The organism is Pseudoalteromonas sp. H105, assembly GCF_001469215.1.
Taxonomy (GTDB): Bacteria; Pseudomonadota; Gammaproteobacteria; order Enterobacterales; family Alteromonadaceae; genus Pseudoalteromonas.
Genome location: NZ_LOFH01000001.1, coordinates 54,818 through 72,593 on the forward strand (window position 1 = coordinate 54,818; position 17,776 = coordinate 72,593).

General features: G+C 37.5%; 12 protein-coding genes. 10 read left to right on the forward strand and 2 right to left on the reverse strand.

Annotated elements, in window-relative coordinates; all coding sequences use genetic code 11:
- The first annotated feature begins 38 nt into the window (after positions 1-38).
- The 7 genes from ATS75_RS00230 to ATS75_RS00260 all read left to right on the forward strand — a co-directional run bounded on the left by ATS75_RS00230 (position 39) and on the right by ATS75_RS00260 (position 11,234).
- The gene (locus ATS75_RS00230) at positions 39-2,396 is read left to right on the forward strand and encodes a DNA polymerase II (RefSeq protein ID WP_058559051.1); all 2,358 of its coding nucleotides are present in this window, start codon (positions 39-41) and stop codon (positions 2,394-2,396) included.
- A gap of 276 nt (positions 2,397-2,672) precedes the next feature.
- On the forward strand, positions 2,673-5,288 hold the full coding sequence (locus tag ATS75_RS00235) for a TonB-dependent receptor domain-containing protein (RefSeq protein ID WP_058558428.1): 2,616 nt from the start codon (positions 2,673-2,675) through the stop codon (positions 5,286-5,288).
- 68 nt (positions 5,289-5,356) lie between these two features.
- Entirely contained in the window at positions 5,357-6,229 is an 873-nt protein-coding gene (locus tag ATS75_RS00240) for a class I SAM-dependent methyltransferase (RefSeq protein WP_058558429.1), read from the forward strand.
- A gap of 396 nt (positions 6,230-6,625) precedes the next feature.
- On the forward strand, positions 6,626-9,358 hold the full coding sequence (locus ATS75_RS00245) for a TonB-dependent receptor domain-containing protein (RefSeq protein ID WP_058558430.1): 2,733 nt from the start codon (positions 6,626-6,628) through the stop codon (positions 9,356-9,358).
- 29 nt (positions 9,359-9,387) lie between these two features.
- Complete coding sequence (locus ATS75_RS00250; protein ID WP_152996155.1) at positions 9,388-10,065, forward strand: putative 2OG-Fe(II) oxygenase; 678 nt, start codon at positions 9,388-9,390, stop codon at positions 10,063-10,065.
- A gap of 13 nt (positions 10,066-10,078) precedes the next feature.
- Entirely contained in the window at positions 10,079-10,336 is a 258-nt protein-coding gene (locus ATS75_RS00255; protein WP_058558432.1) for a hypothetical protein, read from the forward strand.
- Between the two features lies 1 nt (position 10,337).
- Positions 10,338-11,234 carry an aspartyl protease family protein gene (locus ATS75_RS00260; RefSeq protein ID WP_058558433.1) on the forward strand — a complete coding sequence of 299 codons (897 nt, stop codon included), beginning with the start codon at positions 10,338-10,340 and terminating at the stop codon, positions 11,232-11,234.
- A gap of 47 nt (positions 11,235-11,281) precedes the next feature.
- Here the strand turns inward: ATS75_RS00260 and ATS75_RS00265 are convergent, their stop codons facing one another.
- Positions 11,282-12,841 (reverse strand): tetratricopeptide repeat-containing sulfotransferase family protein, encoded by a 1,560-nt coding sequence (locus ATS75_RS00265; protein WP_058558434.1) that lies wholly within the window; start codon positions 12,839-12,841, stop codon positions 11,282-11,284.
- Between the two features lie 174 nt (positions 12,842-13,015).
- Here ATS75_RS00265 and ATS75_RS00270 point away from each other — a divergent pair, with 174 nt between their 5' ends.
- The 3 genes from ATS75_RS00270 (at position 13,016) to ATS75_RS00280 (ending at position 17,236) form a co-directional block, all read left to right on the forward strand.
- Complete coding sequence (locus ATS75_RS00270; RefSeq protein WP_058558435.1) at positions 13,016-15,013, forward strand: response regulator; 1,998 nt, start codon at positions 13,016-13,018, stop codon at positions 15,011-15,013.
- Positions 15,014-15,108: 95 nt separating this feature from the next.
- Positions 15,109-15,411 (forward strand): H-NS histone family protein, encoded by a 303-nt coding sequence (locus ATS75_RS00275; protein WP_058558436.1) that lies wholly within the window; start codon positions 15,109-15,111, stop codon positions 15,409-15,411.
- 70 nt (positions 15,412-15,481) lie between these two features.
- A complete protein-coding gene (locus ATS75_RS00280) occupies positions 15,482-17,236 on the forward strand; it encodes a DEAD/DEAH box helicase (RefSeq protein WP_058558437.1) in 1,755 nt (584 codons plus the stop codon).
- Between the two features lie 24 nt (positions 17,237-17,260).
- Here ATS75_RS00280 and ATS75_RS00285 read toward each other — a convergent pair whose 3' ends face one another.
- Positions 17,261-17,587, reverse strand: coding sequence for a ribonuclease E inhibitor RraB (locus tag ATS75_RS00285; RefSeq protein ID WP_058558438.1), 327 nt, complete (start codon positions 17,585-17,587; stop codon positions 17,261-17,263).
- Positions 17,588-17,776 lie beyond the last annotated feature (189 nt).

A 17,776-nucleotide genomic window follows, 5' to 3' on the forward strand; every position in this document is an offset into this window, starting at 1 on the left:
ATATAATTACAGTGCTGTATATTAATTGGGATCGAACATTGACACAAGCAATCTATCAAGGCTTTATACTTTCAAGGCAGCAATACTCACCTAATAAGTATAACGCGCAAGAGGGGATTACCCTGTGTTACTGGCTATCTAGCGACGCAGGCCCGATTAAAGTGTTGATCCCTCATCAAGAAGCTGTTTTTTTCATACGCGCTTCAGATGTTGCAAAAGCAACACTTTTACTAAAAGCAGCAGCAATTCCCGTTGACATGAAAGATGTCGCCATGCGCCATTTCGATTCTGAAAAATGCATAGCCTGTTATTTTACTTCAACGCAATCATTATATAACGCGCGAACTAAACTTGAGTTGGCTATTTCGATATATGAAGCAGATATTCGTCATCTTGATCGGTTTTTAATGGAGCGCTTTATTCGAGGCAGTGTGTATGTCACGGGAGAAGTAACGAAAAAGCAAGGTTATATTCAAATCAATAACGCACAAGTTAAAGCGGCAAACAAGTATACGCCCACCTTTAAACGCGTATCTTTAGATATTGAGTGCAGTGGCGAAGGGGTATTGTTTTCAATTGGTTTAGTGGGTGATGGCATTGATTGTATATTGATGATTGGTGAACCAGTCGAATCTGAGCAGTCAATTGTGTGGTGTCACGATGAGATCGATTTACTGAATCAACTTCAGATCATTATTCAACGTGTTGATCCTGATATCATTATTGGCTGGAATGTCATTGAATTTGATTTTTCAGTTCTATACAAACGTGCTGAAGAGCTTGGAATAAAGCTGCTCATAGGCAGAGGGAGTTCGCCTTTGTATATTAAAGAAGGCCACTTTACGCGCTTAACATTACCTGGACGATGCGTCATTGATGGCATTGATACGTTAAAAAATGCAACGTATCACTATGATAGTTTTTCGCTTGCAAATGTGAGTCACAAAGTATTAGGTGAAGAAAAACTAATAAAAAGCAATAACCGTTTAAGTGAAATTGTTCGTCAATATAATGAAGACAAACTGGCTCTGGCAGCCTATAACCGCCAAGATTGCGTTTTAGTTAATAGAATATTCGATAAACTTAAACTTATAGAGTTTGCTGTTGTGCGTACTGAATTAACAGGCTTAGAACTTGAACGGATGGGTGGTTCCGTGGCTGCGTTTACTAACTTGTACTTACCGTTACTTCACCGAAGTGGGTATGTTGCACCTAATTTAGGTGAGCATGGTTTAACGTTTGAAAGCCCTGGTGGTTATGTTATGGAGTCAACACCAGGACTTTATAAAAACGTGTTGGTTTTAGATTTTAAAAGTTTGTACCCCTCAATTATGCGTACATTTTGCATCGACCCACTTGGCTTAATAAAAGGCCTTGAGAGTGTTGAAAATGCCATTTCAGGCTTTCATGAAGCCTATTTTTCAAGGGAGTACCATCACCTACCCAACTTAATTAAAGAATTAGCTGCATCTCGTCAACATGCAAAAGAAACCGAGCAACCAATGTTATCGCAAGCGATTAAGATTATTATGAATAGCTTGTATGGCGTACTTGGCTCAAAAGGCTGTCGTTTCTTCGACCCGCGATTATCGAGTTCCATTACACTGCGTGGCCATGAAATTATGCAAACAACACGGAAGTGGCTTGAAGAGCTTGGGCATTCAGTGATTTATGGCGACACGGATTCGACGTTTGTAAGCCTTGATGAAGCGATGACAGCACAAGAGTGTGAGTATGAAGGGATTCAGCTTGCACGTATCATCAATAAAAAGTGGGAAGAGGAAATAAATAGCAGGTTTGAATTACAAAGCTATTTAGAGATTGAGTTTGAAACACACTACAGCCCATTTTTTATGCCGACAATTCGAGGAAAAACAACGGGATCTAAAAAACGCTATGTAGGTCAAATTATAAGTAAAGGCACGGAGCAACTTATATTTAAAGGGATGGAAACCGTTCGCAGTGATTGGACAGAGCTTGCACAAGAGTTTCAAGTAGCGCTTTTTGAGCTGTTATTTAAAGATAACTTTGATGCAACCACGTTATCCCCCGTTATTGAAAGCTATATAGCACGATTATATGCTGGCGAGTTTGATAGTAAGTTAATTTACCGCAAACGCTTAGGTCAACATTTATCTGATTATCAAAAAAATATTCCCCCACATGTTCAAGCATTAAAAAGGTACCAGGTAACAAACCCTGATTTTGAAATAACGAAAGGGCAGATTGTCGAATATGTCTATACAAGTAGTGGGGCGCAATTGCATCGAAACTCTCAAAAGTTTGATTATGCACTTTACGTAGAAAAACAACTAAAACCTATCGCACAAATGATACTCCAGCCATTAAATTTAGACTTCCAAAGTACAAAAAAGAGCCAGTTAGACCTGTTTTAATTGTTGCCAAAAAAGAAACTAAGTACCTTCAATAAATACACCAATTGTTAACATTACTAAATTAGGTAATATGACCGTCCCTAAAAAATGTATATTTGTACCCCTTTGGTGTGTTTTTTGAATTAATTGCTTAAATTAGTTTAATTATTCGTGAACAGATGTTGGCAGTCGTGATTTTTTTGTTTAGTATCTTTGTGTGATTGCAACTTTAGATGCGCAATCGTTTACAAAAGCTAAATAAAAATAACCGCAATATAGTGGTCCAGGGAGAATCAAATGTTAAATAATAAAGTTTCAAAAGCTGTTCGCTTAGCGATTGCTTTTGGTGCAGTTTCAACTGCTGCCTTTTCAGCGAATACAATGGCTGCTGAAGAGGGTGCAGAAAAAGTTGAACGTATCCAAGTAACCGGTTCACGTATCAAACGTACTGACCTTGAAGGCGCTTCACCAGTAATCTCAATCACAGCGCAAGACATAAAGATGGAAGGTGACTTTACAGTTGCTGATGCTTTACGTTCTAGCTCATTAAACTCTTTCGGTTCATTCTCTGAGCGTTCAGGTAGCTCAGCGCAGTCACAAGCAACTATCAACCTTCGCGGTGCTGGTTCTCGTCGTACTCTTGTGCTTTTAAATGGCCGCCGTTTCCCAGGTTCACCAACGCTTGGTGGTGCATCTGCTAACCTTAATGCTATTCCAATGGCAGCTGTTGAACGTATCGATATCATGACTGAAGGTGCTTCTTCAATCTACGGTTCAGATGCAATGGCAGGTGTTGTTAACGTAATCCTTAAAGACAACTTTGAAGGTTTAACTTTCAACGTTGGCGCTGGTCACCGTGACCAAGATGAAGGTACAACTTCATCTGAGTTCTCTGTAGTGGGTGGTGTTTCTAGTGACAAAGGTAATATAACTTTTTCATTCGATCACCAAAAACGTAAAGGTATTAGTGACGGCGCTCGTGATTATACTAAAGCAAAAATCGGCGATTTAGACGGCGATGGTGATATTGAAGCATATTCAGGCGACACTGTTGGTTGGTCTATCTATGGTGCAACAATTGCTGCTCCTGACTTTTCTATTGCAAAAGCGTCTGAAAAGTGTGATGACCTAATTGCTGAATACGGTGAAGACACATTCCGCCGAGTTGACGCAAATGAAGATTGGGGCCCAGGCTCTGAGTACTGTATGTATGCATTCGGTAACGTATCTTACAACACCGCTTCAATCGACCGTAACACATTATATGTTAGCTCTAACTATGAGTTATCTGAAAATGTAGAGTTCTTTGGTCAAGCAATGTTTGTACAAAACTCTTCATTCGGTCGTTACGCTCCACCTGCTGCTCCTTGGCGTGGTATGGCTGCTGATAATGAGCACAACCCATTTGGTGAAGAAACTACAGGTTACTTCCGTTGGGTAGACATCGGTACGCGTGATGGTAACGTTGATGACTACAACCTAGATTTAACAGCCGGTCTTCGTGGTTTCCTTGATTGGAATAATGCGTCTTGGGAAGTTTATTATCACCGCAATAAGGCTGATAATAAGTCAGTAGGTCAATACTACCTTTCTTATTCAGGTCTTGCTTACAATCAACAAAACGGTATTGATTTAGGTTCAGAGGAAGGTGTTGCAAACATGAAAGCAACGACTCTTCAAGAATCTTCTTCTACATTTGACCAAGTATTTGCTGGTATCGGTTTTGATTTAGGTGAGCTATCTGGTGGTACAGTGTCTCACTACGTGGGTGCTGAGTACTTCGAGCAAACGTATGCAGATATCTATGATGGTCAGTCTGAAGCGGGTCGTATCGGTGGTTCAGCAGGTAACTCTTCTGAAGGTATTCGTGATGTAACAGCGGTATTCTTCGAAACAGTATTACCAGTAACTGAAACGGTAGAGCTTAACCTTAAAGCGCGTTACGATGATTATTCAGATTTCGGTGATAACATCGCGCCAGCTCTATCTGCACGTTGGGAAGCTATGGAAGGTGTTGTTGTTCGTGGTTCTTACTCTGAATCATTCCGTGCGCCTGGTCTTGACTTGTTAAATGCTGCACGCACATTCTCTGCAGAGTCTGCAATCGATTACGCAAATGGCGCAACAACATCTCGTCAATATGATACTTACTACACTCAGAACTCTAATCTTGATGCTGAAACATCAGATTACACTAACTTAGGTGTGGCGTGGGATGTGAATGATAACCTAGGCTTTAAACTTGATTACTTCCAACTTTCAGTTGAAAACGTAATTCAGTCTAAATCTTTACAAGGTCTTCTTTCTGATGAGGCTGCTGGTCTAATTTCAGCTGTTTCTCCTGATACAGATACTACAAATGAAACGTTCTACTTGAAACGTGCAGCATCTGGTACGCTAATTGAAGCAGGTACATCTTACTTCAACGGCGCTGGTTTCGAAATTGAAGGTATCGATTTCACAATCAATGCTAACCTTGAAACAGCATTTGGTGACTTACGTTTCAGCAACGTAAACAGCTTCGTACTTGCGTATGATTCTGAAGTAGGTGGTACAGTTCAAAATACTACAGGTTGGTCAGGTCAACCAGAACTTAAGTCTGTAGCAACAATTTCATGGTCATATGAAGATCACTCAGTATCTTGGAACTCTACTTACACAGATAGCACAACTGAGACAGAGATTGACAGAGATGGCGATGGTTTTTACGAGCAAGAAGGCAAGCTTGATAGCTGGTTGATTCATAACTTAACTTACAGCTATTTTGCAGGTGACTACGGTTCAGTTACTTTCACAATCAATAATTTAACTGATGAAGATCCAGTTCTTTCATCAGCAGGTACATGGGATAACCAAGACTTGTATAACAACTTTGGTCGTGACTACCGTGTGAACTACACAATTAGTTTCTAAGTTTTACTAAAACTTAAACTCAAAAGGGCTGATTATTCAGCCCTTTTTCATATCGGAAAGAAGGGTGTATGGAAGATTATTGGAGTGAGTACTGGTCTCAAGGTTATATAACTTCTTTTGGTCAGGATATAAAAGCAAATTACTCAGGTAAACTAAAAGAAAGTTGGAATAAATTCTCAAGTTTATTAGATGAAAATGCATCTATTTTAGATGTAGGAACAGGGAATGGTGCGTTAATTGATCTTATAAATACTTCACGCAGGCACAACTTTAAATTTTTTGCAGTCGATCAAGCAAACCTAAAGAAAGAAATTATAAAAAATTTACCAGGAACATTTTTATCTAATGTAAATGCGGAAAAGTTACCCTTTAATGATGAAAATTTTAATGCAGTCATATCACAATTTGCAATTGAGTATAGTGACCTAAAATCCAGTATTACCGAGTGTTTTAGAGTATTAAAGAAAGGCGGGCGATACCAGTTTATTTGCCACGAAGAAAACTCTGATATTGTCCAACCTAATATGGATATTTTAGCTTCAGCACAACGAGTAAAAAGTGATTTTATTACTGAGCTTAAGCAACTAATTATTAATATTAAGGAAGGTGATGAAAAAATAAATAATCAAAAGGCTATCATTTATAAATTAATAACAAAAGAAAATAGCATAAATCCTCATGCATTTAATGCAACACTGTTTATAAGTTTCTATAATTTTGTTTTAAAAAATAGAAATATCGATCTTGATACAGCCTTCTCTTTATTTAATAAAGAATTAGAGGGGTTAATATTTAGACTTAGCGATCTAGAAAAAGCGGCGAATAATAGCAATGAACTCCCAAGCTGTTTAGAAAAACATAACGTATCAGTAAAGATAGAAAAATTAATCGATAAAGATAACCAGTATATTGGAACCCTTTATGAAGGTATTAAAATTTAAAAAGGAGGCTGTAAAACTGAACTCTGATTTATCTAAATGATTAATATAAATCGATGTATAGTTTCATACTGCCTCAGTTAAACAAATCTTTACTGCTAATAAGAAGCAATACACGCTCTTGTCTTAAGCAATTTTCCTCAGTTCTATTTTTTTTGGTTCATAACATAAATCTTATGCATATTTTACATAGGGTTACATAAACCCTTCACCTTTTATTTACGTTTTTTTGTAAACAAAACACCTCGCAAGTTAAAAAACTGTTGACCAAATGATGTTCCTGATATTAGTATATTTTCTCGCAATGGGGTACTTAGTTGCTATTTTGTTAACTAAGTTGCCTTTTTGGGGTCTAAAACTAATAAAATCATATTTCAAATATGACCAGGGAATAATCAAATGTTAAATAACAAAGTTTCAAAAGCAGTTCGCTTAGCGATTGCTTTCGGTGCAGCTTCAACCGCTGCATTTTCAGCGAGCACAATTGCTGCTGAAGAAGGCGCGGAAAAAGTAGAGCGCATCCAGGTTACTGGTTCACGTATCAGCCGCACAGATATGGAAACTGCAACACCTGTGACGGTTTTTACTTCTGTTGAAATTGAAAAAACAGGCGTTTCGACAGTTGCAGAGTTCTTAAGAACAAACGCATCTACTGGCGGTTTTAACGAATCAGCTACACTTAGCCAAGCGGCTGGTGCATCTTCAGTTGGTATTCGTGGTTTCAGCTCTGATTACACACTAATTCTTCTAAACGGTCGCCGTTTACCTAAAAACTCTGCTGGTGGTGTATTTACTGACGTAAACCAAATCCCAATGGCAGCAGTTGAGCGTATTGATGTATTACCAGATGGCGCATCAGCAGTATATGGTTCAGATGCGGTAGCTGGTGTAATTAACATCATCACTAAAACTGACATGGAAGGCGTTGCAGCTAAGTTTAAATACGGTGCAGCAGTTGAGAATATGGATGGCGATGAGCTTCAGTTTTCATTAACTGCAGGCGCAACAAGCGGCAATACAAACATCTTGTTTGCAGCTGATTATTTCGAACGTCGTCCAATCATGGCTAAAGACCGTGAAATGGGTGGCACTGCCTACCTTCCAAATCACCGTGGTGGTGAAGGTCGTTCATCTTGGGGTATCCCGGGTTCAACTTATGTTTCTGCCCCTTCTGCGACAGATACAGGTTGGGCTCCATGGTCTGACTGTGCTACTGAAAACGTATTGTCAAACGGTCGCTGTGCTTATGACTTCGCACCGCTATATCAATTACAACCAGCGAGTGATCGTCAGTCTATCTTAACGTCTATCTCACATGAATACAGTGATGATCTAACGTTTGATTCTCAGTTCCGTTATACACGTGCTTACACACACAGCTCAAATGCGCCTGCACCAGGTGCTGTTGATATTTCTAAGAGCCCGTATTTAAAAGACTTCTTAGTAAATGACCGTTATAAGTCTAACCCAACGTTAGGCGCTCAGATCGCTGACGAAATCGCTGCAGGTGATGGTTTTGCTTATGTTGGTCGTCGTTATATCGATTTTCCAAATCGTCAAAAAGACAATACAAATGAAACATTTGAAGCTATCGGTGGTGCAAACTACTTGATCAGCGATAACTGGGAATTAGATTTTGACATCGGTTTCTCACGCTTAACTAACCGTCAAGTTGGTAAAGCTGGTCAACTAATTGTAGATGGTGTTGAAAGTGCATTTGCTGATGGTACTTTGAATCCTTTCGTAGTAAATGACTGTAACTCAGCAGAGCTTAAAGATTTCTGTGAAGGTTTAAACTCAGCAACGCATAGAACGTCTGAGTATGAGCTTGCTTTCTCTTCATTAGCAATCTCAGGTATCACTGGTTTAGAATTGCCAGGTGGTGAAGTAGGTGTTGCTGCGGGTGTTGATGTTCGCCGCGAAAACTACTTAGACCGTTCTGACCAGGCTTCAATCAATGGTGATGTTATTGGTGGTGCTGGTTCAAACGGTGGTGGTGTATTCCAAAACGAAGCTGTGTTTGTTGAAGTTAACCTACCAATTCTTGATAATTTAGAAGCCAGCCTAGCAGTACGTAATGACTCTGCAGACTGGGGTGAATCAGATGCAAGCGAAACAACGTACAGCGCTAAAATTTCTTACCGTCCGACAGATGACATCATGCTTCGTGCATCTTACGGTACTGGCTTTAAAGCACCTTCGCTAGATTCGCTTTACTTAGCTTCGTCTTTTGGTGTGAGCAAAGCAGTAGATACTAAACTATGTCAAGCTGCTGGTAACGATGACAGTCACCCAGATTGTAAAGAAGTTGAACTTAACTCTAAGTCAGGTGGTAACGTAGAGCTAGAGCCTGAAACATCAGTATCTTACAATATTGGTATGGTTTACGATGTAACAGAAGATTTATCATTTACAGTTGATTACTGGTCACTTGAGATTGAAAACATTGTTGGTTCATTAGGTATCCAAGAGATTCTTGATGAAGAAGCGAAAGGTAACCTTACTGACCTAGTTGTTCGTAACTCATCTGGTCGTATTGATGATACAGCGAGAAATGGTTTTGTTAAAACCGATGAACAAAGCGCAACTGGTTTGAACTATGATATTCAATATTCAACTGATTTAAGCTTTGGTTCATTAACGTCTCGTTTAAAGATTGAACAATTCTTAAGCTTTGAATCACAATCTTCTGCGGTACAGCCTCTGTGTGATTGGGTTGGTGATGAAGCAACTCGTGATTACAATGCAAATGGTAACTTTACGCTTGATACTGGTGACTTTACAACGTCATTAAACATGCGTTTCCTACCTGGCTATGACTCATATGATAAGCGTAATACAGCTAACAAATCATGTCAGTTAGTTGGTTACTACGATGTAGATACTAAAAATTTAGATGCAAACGGTGATTACGTAGACGCTGGTGAATCTCAACACTTTGCTTCATATGTACAGTTTGATTTAACAGGTGCTTACCATGTTAATGAGAACAACACAGTAACTGTTGGTATTCGTAACTTGTTTGATAGACAGCCTCCATTTAGCTCTGTAAATGACTGGCCTTTCTACAGCCAAAGCACTTACGATAACATCGGTCGTTTCATGTACGTTCAGTACGATGTTAAATTCTAATTTAGTTTAGAGTAAGGGAGCGCACAATAGTGCGCTCTTTTTTTATGATTCAAATAAATGCGAAACCGAAAATATGCTTTGCTTCACCTGTTCTTGAAGGAAGCTTTACTCAGTCAGAGTCGTTAAATAAACGGTTATCTGAACTTTTTTTTGACCTTGAAAAACAAGGTTATAAAAATAAAACAAAACTTAATACCACGCTAGGCAATATCTTCGATAGCCCTGGCGATTTATTTTCATTAACTCAATATGAAGATATTTTAGAGATCCGCCGTTTAATGAATGGTGCCTTAACTTCTTGGATATTAGAAACATCAAATTGGCAAAAAGACGATCTCAATAACTTAAAGTTTGAATTCGAATCTTGGTTTCATATATCAAGGTTTGGTGCTACAAAGTCTCTGCATGACCATGGTCAGTGTTCTTGGTCAATGATCTATTATGTTGATGCTGGAGATGCGCCAACCGTTGAGTTCCCACGAAGTGGTTACTTGCAAATTTATGATCCAAGACACATACAGCAGAATCCTGACGATCAAGGTTTTTTTAATTTAAAAGCGATGTTCGATTATGGTGGCTTTGCAATTAGACCAAATTCAGGAAAATTTGTTATTTTCCCTGGTTATCTAGAGCATGAGGTTGTTACTTATTTCGGTAATCGTCCGAGAATTATGATTGCACTTAATTGTTTAATTCGTAAAAAGTAAAAGGAAAGATCTAATGAAAAAAATTATTGCTCCCTTAATAATGTTACTTCTAACAGCATGTAATTCTACAAGTGGAAACAAAGAATCGCAGATGGAAGAGTTAGCTAAAGTCGAGAAAGATGACAATTATGTATGTACAACAATTAAAAAAACGGGGTCAAATTTCAATACTCGCCGTTGTATAACTAAAGCAGCTAAGAAAAGGGAAGAAGAGAATGCTAAAAAAACGATGGAAGCATTAGATAGAAGCTGGTCTGTACATGGAGGTTAATATGAAAAGTTACGCGTTCTTACTATTTATATTTATATTGATTAAGCCTTTTAGTTCAATTGCTGCTACAGAGTGGATTGATTTTAAGATAGTTAATGGCAAGGTTGTTGTTCCCGCTAAGATTGAAGGGGTTACTGTTAACGCTATTTTAGACACGGGTCAAAAAGAACACTATATCAGCGAATTGTTTTTAGAGCGTCACCCTCTGACTGATAGAAAAGGCAAATCTATCGACGTTAAAGATACGACTACTGAGACCCGCAAATTTTTATACAATCAAGTTAAGTTAGACATATTTGGTTTTAGCAACAAACTAGATGATATGAGACCGACTAAAATTGATGATGGTGATATTATTTTAGGCATTGGCTTTTTTCATAACTTTGTAATGCAATTTGATTACCCTAAAAGAAAGCTGCGATTTTTAGACCGCAAATCAATCGATTTAAGGTCAGCCGAAAATATTGACATGCGCTTGCATCGACAATCAGCACTGCCTATTGTTAAGGTTAATTTAGACGATAGTAAGTCAATTTGGACTGTCATATCAACGGGCGCAAAAGAAGGCCTTAAGATTGAACGCACTATTATTGACAAACAAGGTTGGGATAAATCACTTCCTTCCACATCAATTGAAATTGTAGAAATTAATGGTCCTCAAACGTATGAATTATCAAATATTCCAAAAGTTGAGTTTGGACCTTTCACTGTTGACGCTGTATCGATTGCGTATCCTCAAGTAGGTAAACGCTTTGAGCTATTAAACAGTGAATCATTTACGGGCTCTAATTTAAAGGGGATGGATGTTAAAGGCGTGCTAGGGTATGACTTACTTCAACACTTCTTAATAACTGTAGATTTCAAATATGGTCATATGCATATAGGTCTCTCGGAGTAAACTGAATGATGCGAAATAACATCAGTGCTATTTCGCATCACTCATGTCTAAAAAATAGGGTTTAAATAGTGCTGATAATTTTTAAATCTACCTACTGACCCTGCGTGTAATTTACTTCTTACTTGATGATAGCTAGCTGTCCTGACACTGTTACTATTCTTATAAAAATTTAGCATGTCTTTTTCAAATTTGACTCCTAGAAAATGGCATAATTTCTCCAAGCTGGGTTCGGTATCGGCGATTAAGTCTTCATAATTAAATACCATCACATCATCATTAAACTTAGACTGCCACTGTTTAACAACTTCTTGTTGCTGTAAATAGTATGCTTTAGTTAATTCCAAATTAGAGGCATACGCATAGCTTTTAGCTATGTTTTGAAAATAGATTGATAAGCATGTATCTTCGATACTTCGTTGAGTAATGATGAATTTGGCGTTCGGGAAAAGTGATTTAATGAGGCCTATGTATAAGACGTTATCAGGTAATTTATTGATAACTCGATTAATACCTCCTTTAAATTGACTCATTTTATTTTCATAGGCATTTGCAAGCTCATTTGCATAATCTACATTTTGAATACATGAAGTGAGTGTTTCACTTGTAAAAAACTCAATTTCTCCACCACTATTAAACTTACTATTTGTTGAGATGATTTGCTCAAGAAGCGTACTGCCAGATCTGAACATACCGCATATAAATATTGGCGAAGAATCGTTGTTTAATTGGTATTCAATTCTATTCTGTTCTTTCATTAAGTAGATAGGATCATCTGTAACGGTATCTATTGAAATAGAGTCATTTGCTAATTTGAAATATTTAAAAGCATGGGCGTAGTTGGCAAGTTTGTCGAACGCTGTCCCCATTGAGAAATAGAGGTCGGTAAGGTTGTCTTTTGTTTGCTCTTCTGTGTTTATTATTTTTTCGCACGTCCCTAAAAGCTGATGTAAGTTATCTTCATTTTCAATAGATAGCAGTCTAGCTAATGACGGTATATGGTTGTAATCTTTTATATTTAAATAAAATAATGACTTGGCTTCTTCAAATTCACCTATGTTTTCATAAGTAATGGCCAAGTTATAACGAGATATCAAATCTTGTGGATTGAGGGAAAGTAGTATTTTTAAGTACGCGACAGCATCTTCATCCCGCTCTAAATTTAAATATGAGTTGGCGATAGCCTGTAATGCTTCTGCGTTATTTTGTAATTGAAATTGCGTAGCTTTGTCTTTTTTTATGCACTTTACTGTGAGTTCATAATTACCATGAGACGCGAGTTGAATTAATGCTGTAATGTAGTCTTTACTACAGAGACCTTCTATAATGACATTAAAGGCACTGCCAATTTTATTTAACTCTCCTTTGGTGTGAAGTTCATTAAAAAGCTTAAATTTATAATCATGACTTAGATAATGATATGCTTTTTCAAAAAAATACATATCATTGATGTACAAGTAGTGAATAGCTAAGTTTAACGTAGTCTGAACACTCTGCTTTTCTGATTCTATTAAATGATTATTAATATTCACATAGTGTGAAGACGCCCCTTCACGTTTAAAAATACTATATGCAAGTTCGAGTTTTTCAGCTATTTCTTTATCGTTCATTTTTAAAAATATCTATAATTATTTTCCCAATAAAGTAACATACATTGCCTATAAATATGAGTTGTGAGTGCGAAAATATAGGTGATAAATGGCATAAGTTAATATCGCTTATACTTTCCAGCAATATGGTAATATTCTTAAATTAAGCTTACAAATGAGGCTAAGAGATTTTCTATGATTTACGGCTTATGTTTTCTTATTGTTATTTTAATTGCAGCGTTCATTATATTGATGAAAAAGTTATTGAGTCGCAAAGAGTCTCTTGCACAAAGCGAATGTTTTTTGCGTAATAGCCAAAGCTTGACGTTTATGTTTCCTAATTTCTATATCGAAGATGTCAATCATAATGTCCTATTCCGTAGTGAGGAATGCTATAAAGCTTATAAGTACCTGTTTGATGGCTCTCTTGAGTCTTTTACTCCCGTGATTTCAACTCCTCGGTTTATGATTGAATTAAACGAGGAGGTGCGCAGTACATGCGACTCTTTAAGCGTGTGTATTCTTGCTCCCAATAATAAAGGTTCTCTAACCAAGCTCGAGTGTATTAAATCTCCTTACATAGATAATACAGGTAAGCTCGCCGGTGTAATGACGGTTTTAAATGAGATATCACCCGATCACCCAGGTAATAGCACCTCTAGACAATGTGATGAGCAGGTTGCTTTGTTAAACCATTTTTCTGATGGCCATTGTAAGTTTGAATCTTTTGCGAATGGAGAAGGACGATTTCTTGAGTTGTCATCGGAGGCGTCTAAACTGTTAGGTTTAGTCGATATTTCAATAAACAGAATGGGTATAACAGGATGCATATCACCGTCTATCTGTGATGAAGATAGAGTCAATATAGCGCGTGCCTTTAAATATGCTGGTAGTGACACTAATAAGCTTGCATGTTCATTTCGTTATAAATCAAAAGGCGCTATACGCCAGTGTAAATTTATTGCAGTGAGGGATTCTTCATTGAGAGATAAATTAGAAAGGCATATTTGGCACGGTATTTTTATTGATTTGGGCCTTGATAGTAAACAGAGCGAATCTGCAGAGTTAAAGCCATGCTTGAGTAAAGTTAATGGAAGCCAAGAATCTTCATGGGTTGTTTATAAGTATCATCAGAGTTTAGTCGACTGCCTTACGCTTAATTTAATTAATTTCAAAATGAGTCAGCAAAGTACAATCGATGCCGCAATGAGAGATGCAGAATATATCGTTTTTATGTTGGATGATTTAATTCATGAGTATGGTGACCAATGGCTTGAGTGTATTCAGGACGTTAAGTTGTACGTTATCATTATTGCTCCATATGGCGATGATACCCATTATTATAATAAGTCAACGGTACTTATCCCTTTAACATTGCTCTATAAAATTAATTTCACAACGCTCTTTAGTGATGTAGAAATACCATCAAATCATATAATAGCGCTCGAAAGTTGTAATTTTAAATTGTTAATTGCGGAAGATAATAGAGTAAATCAATTTCTTATAAAAAATCAGCTCGAGCAATTAGGGTGCATGGTTACAATTACAAATAATGGTAAAATTGCACTTGAAGCACTCGCTATGCAAAAGTTTGATGCCGTAATTACGGATTGCCATATGCCTGAAATGGATGGATTCGAACTTGCAAAGCAAATTCGCTCCAATACACTCTCAGCCATTAAGTGCTTACCTATTATCGGTCTTACTGCAGATAACTCAAAAGATGTGTCACTTTTAGCCAATAATGCAGGCATAAATCGTATTTTATTTAAACCCTATAGACTAATAGAGCTCCACGAAATTTTATTAGATTTGGTCCAAGGCTCACCTGTTGAGCCTATCTACTCTTCACAATTGCGTGGTGAGTTCCTCGTACCTGAATTGTCTCAATGGGTTGGTGTCTTTGGTACTAAAGCAGATGCAATAACAATGGCACGTATATTTTATGAAACATTAGAATCAGATTTATCAGATTTAGAAATCGGAATGCGTAATAACGATGCCTTATTGTGCAAAAAAATATTGCATCGGATAAAGGGATCAATTGTGATGGTGAAGATGGATTCGATTACGATTCAAATTGAAGAATGTGAAGAGGTTATATCAACGGAAAATCGAATAGATCATCGCTTAAATGCCTTAGTTAATAACCTGGTCCGATTAAATAAGGTTGTTTGTACATGGCTGGATTAATAAAACAAACTCGCGCTTAGATTATTATTAATAATGCGTTTATAATAGATTATAATGAAAGCATTAATTCCCTTTATTTATATTATGAGAATCAAATGAAAGAAATACGTTCATTTATCAAAACGGCTAGTTTATCAGAGTTAGAGAAAGCACAGACACTGATTAACGATGCACTCGTTAAGTTTACAGAGCAGCAGCAAGCTAAACAAGAAGTGCTCGACTTACTAAAAGAAAAAGGGTTAACCCTGGAAGATCTTCAAGATATTGCTGGAGATAAACGCACTAAAGTATTACCTAAATATAGAATTGAGCATGAAGGCAAGGTTGTAGAGTGGACGGGTCGCGGTAAGCGTCCAAAAGCATTTCAAGGTGTCGATTTGACCACATGTTTAGTATAAACAAATACTGTTGACCCTTTTATGCCAATGTTTCTTTTATTGGCTTTTTTAGTTATAACTAGTTGTAATTATGAGTTATATTTTAAGGCCTTATCAACAAGAAGCTGTTGAGCGTACCGTTACTCACTTTAGAAAAACAGATGAAGCAGCTGTCATTGTCTTGCCAACCGGTGCAGGTAAAAGCTTAGTTATTGCTGAGCTGGCTCGTATTGCTAAACAAAAAATCCTTGTATTAGCACATGTTAAAGAGTTAGTTGAACAAAATGCAGAAAAGTATACAAGTTATGGCCTTCAAGCGAGTATATTTTCAGCAGGATTAAAGCAAAAATCGTTATCACATCAAGTCACATTTGCCAGTGTGCAATCGTTATCACGAAACCTTTCACAATTAAATGAGCATTATTCATTACTCATTATTGATGAGTGTCATCGAGTAAGTGATGACGAAAACAGTCAATATTTAAAGTTAATCAAAACGCTGAAAAAATATAACCCTAAATTAAAAGTATTAGGTCTTACAGCGACACCCTATAGACTCGGTATTGGGTGGATATATCATAAACACTATCATGGCTTTGTGCGTGGGGATGAGCATAGCCCTTTTAAGCAATGTATTTTTGAGCTGCCCTTGCGTTATATGATTAAAAACCAGTATTTAACACCACCAAAAGAGGTGGATGCAGCGTTGAGCCATTATGACTTTTCATCACTGAAAAGTGATGCGTTTGGCCGATTTAATCAAGACGATTTAAATTCATTATTAAAAGCAAACACGCGAGCTACTCAGTCTATTTGCAGCGATATATTAACGCTTAGTGAAACGCGCAAAGGGGTGATGGTGTTTGCGGCTACCGTGCGTCATGCGCAGGAAGTATTAAGTTATTTTCCTCATCAACACAGTGCATTAATAACAGGTGATACCCCTATACATGAGCGCGATGAAATTATCTGCTCTTTTAAGTCCAAACAACTTAAGTATTTAATAAACGTGTCTGTCTTAACGACTGGGTTCGATGCGCCTCATGTCGATTTTATAGCGATATTACGTCCCACAGAATCCGTGAGTTTGTATCAACAAATCGTAGGGCGTGGGTTAAGGTTAAGTGAAGGGAAGAAAGATTGCCTTGTGATAGATTATGCCGGTAATGGGTTTGATTTATTTTATCCTGAGGTGGGGAATAAAAAGGCAGACAGTGATAATGAACCTGTGCAAGTACTTTGCCCTGGCTGTGGGTTTGCTAATATTTTTTGGGGTAAAACAGACTCACAAGGGAAAGTCACCGAGCATTTTGGTCGACGTTGTAAAGGTTTACTTGAAGATGAAGCGCACAGTATGCAATGTGATTACCGTTTTAGATTCAAAGAGTGTGAAAACTGTGGTGCTCAAAATGATATTGCAGCGAGAGTGTGTCAATCGTGTGATGCAACACTTGCTGATCCGGATGATAAGTTACGCGCAGCGTTAAATTTGAAGGATGCGTTGGTGCTTCGTTGTAGTGGGTTAAGTGTGCAGGTTTTAAAAAGTAAACATGATAGTTTAAAAATAACGTACTTTGATGAAGATGGCGCTAGCTGTGACGAGGTATTTGACTTTTCTCACTCAGGGTCAAAGTATATTTTTAACAAACAATTTGGCCAACGTAACGCGAAAGGGCAATTACCTCACGAATATAAAACAGTCGAGCAGGTTTTACAAAATGAACATGCGTTAACTGCGCCTGATTTTGTTATCGCCAGAAAAAGCAAAAAATACGGTTGGAAGGTGGCTGATAAGCTATTTGATTATGAAGGTCACTTTAGAAAAGCAAACCAGTTAAGCCGTTAATAGTTTAACTGGTTCCATAAGGGCTTATTCGCTTTCTAATCCCCAGCCATCGCCGTAGCCTTTATGGCCATTAGCAATACTTTCTAGGTATTGTTCCGTTTGGCCAAGTAAGGTGTGCTCAGGAACCATTTGAACTTGGGTAATGACTTCCCAGATCCCCGTGTCTTTACATTGCACAAGTTGTGTTGTCGGCGCTAATTCATCTTCACTAATCACTTTTGCAAACTGCTCAGCTTCAGGCTTTTGCTCAAATAATATATAAAAGTCTATTTTGTGCATCTGCGCTAAATCTATGCCAGCCTCAGCTATTTCAGCAAGTAATTGTCCATTTTCGTCATCAGGGAATTGCATTTAAATACTCAATAATATGATTTCAAACTCGTTGTCCGCTATTGTAACTAAAATAATTAAAATAAGCGTACTAATTTTCATTATTTGAGTTGATGTGTGTAGCGATAGGCTTGTGGTATTATTTGCAACTAATATAGGGTTTTTGCTTATTTTAAGGAAATGAATTGCCTAGTCGGATATATGCGTTAA

Excerpts from the sequence above, each read along its gene's own strand:
- ATS75_RS00235 (WP_058558428.1), top strand. The coding sequence starts at position 2,673 with ATGTTAAATAATAAAGTTTCAAAAGCTGTTCGCTTAGCGATTGCTTTT.
- ATS75_RS00240 (WP_058558429.1), top strand. The coding sequence starts at position 5,357 with ATGGAAGATTATTGGAGTGAGTACTGGTCTCAAGGTTATATAACTTCT.
- ATS75_RS00245 (WP_058558430.1), top strand. The coding sequence starts at position 6,626 with ATGTTAAATAACAAAGTTTCAAAAGCAGTTCGCTTAGCGATTGCTTTC.
- ATS75_RS00255 (WP_058558432.1), top strand. The coding sequence starts at position 10,079 with ATGAAAAAAATTATTGCTCCCTTAATAATGTTACTTCTAACAGCATGT.
- ATS75_RS00260 (WP_058558433.1), top strand. The coding sequence starts at position 10,338 with ATGAAAAGTTACGCGTTCTTACTATTTATATTTATATTGATTAAGCCT.
- ATS75_RS00265 (WP_058558434.1), bottom strand. The coding sequence starts at position 12,841 with ATGAACGATAAAGAAATAGCTGAAAAACTCGAACTTGCATATAGTATT.
- ATS75_RS00270 (WP_058558435.1), top strand. The coding sequence starts at position 13,016 with ATGATTTACGGCTTATGTTTTCTTATTGTTATTTTAATTGCAGCGTTC.
- ATS75_RS00275 (WP_058558436.1), top strand. The coding sequence starts at position 15,109 with ATGAAAGAAATACGTTCATTTATCAAAACGGCTAGTTTATCAGAGTTA.
- ATS75_RS00280 (WP_058558437.1), top strand. The coding sequence starts at position 15,482 with ATGAGTTATATTTTAAGGCCTTATCAACAAGAAGCTGTTGAGCGTACC.
- ATS75_RS00285 (WP_058558438.1), bottom strand. The coding sequence starts at position 17,587 with ATGCAATTCCCTGATGACGAAAATGGACAATTACTTGCTGAAATAGCT.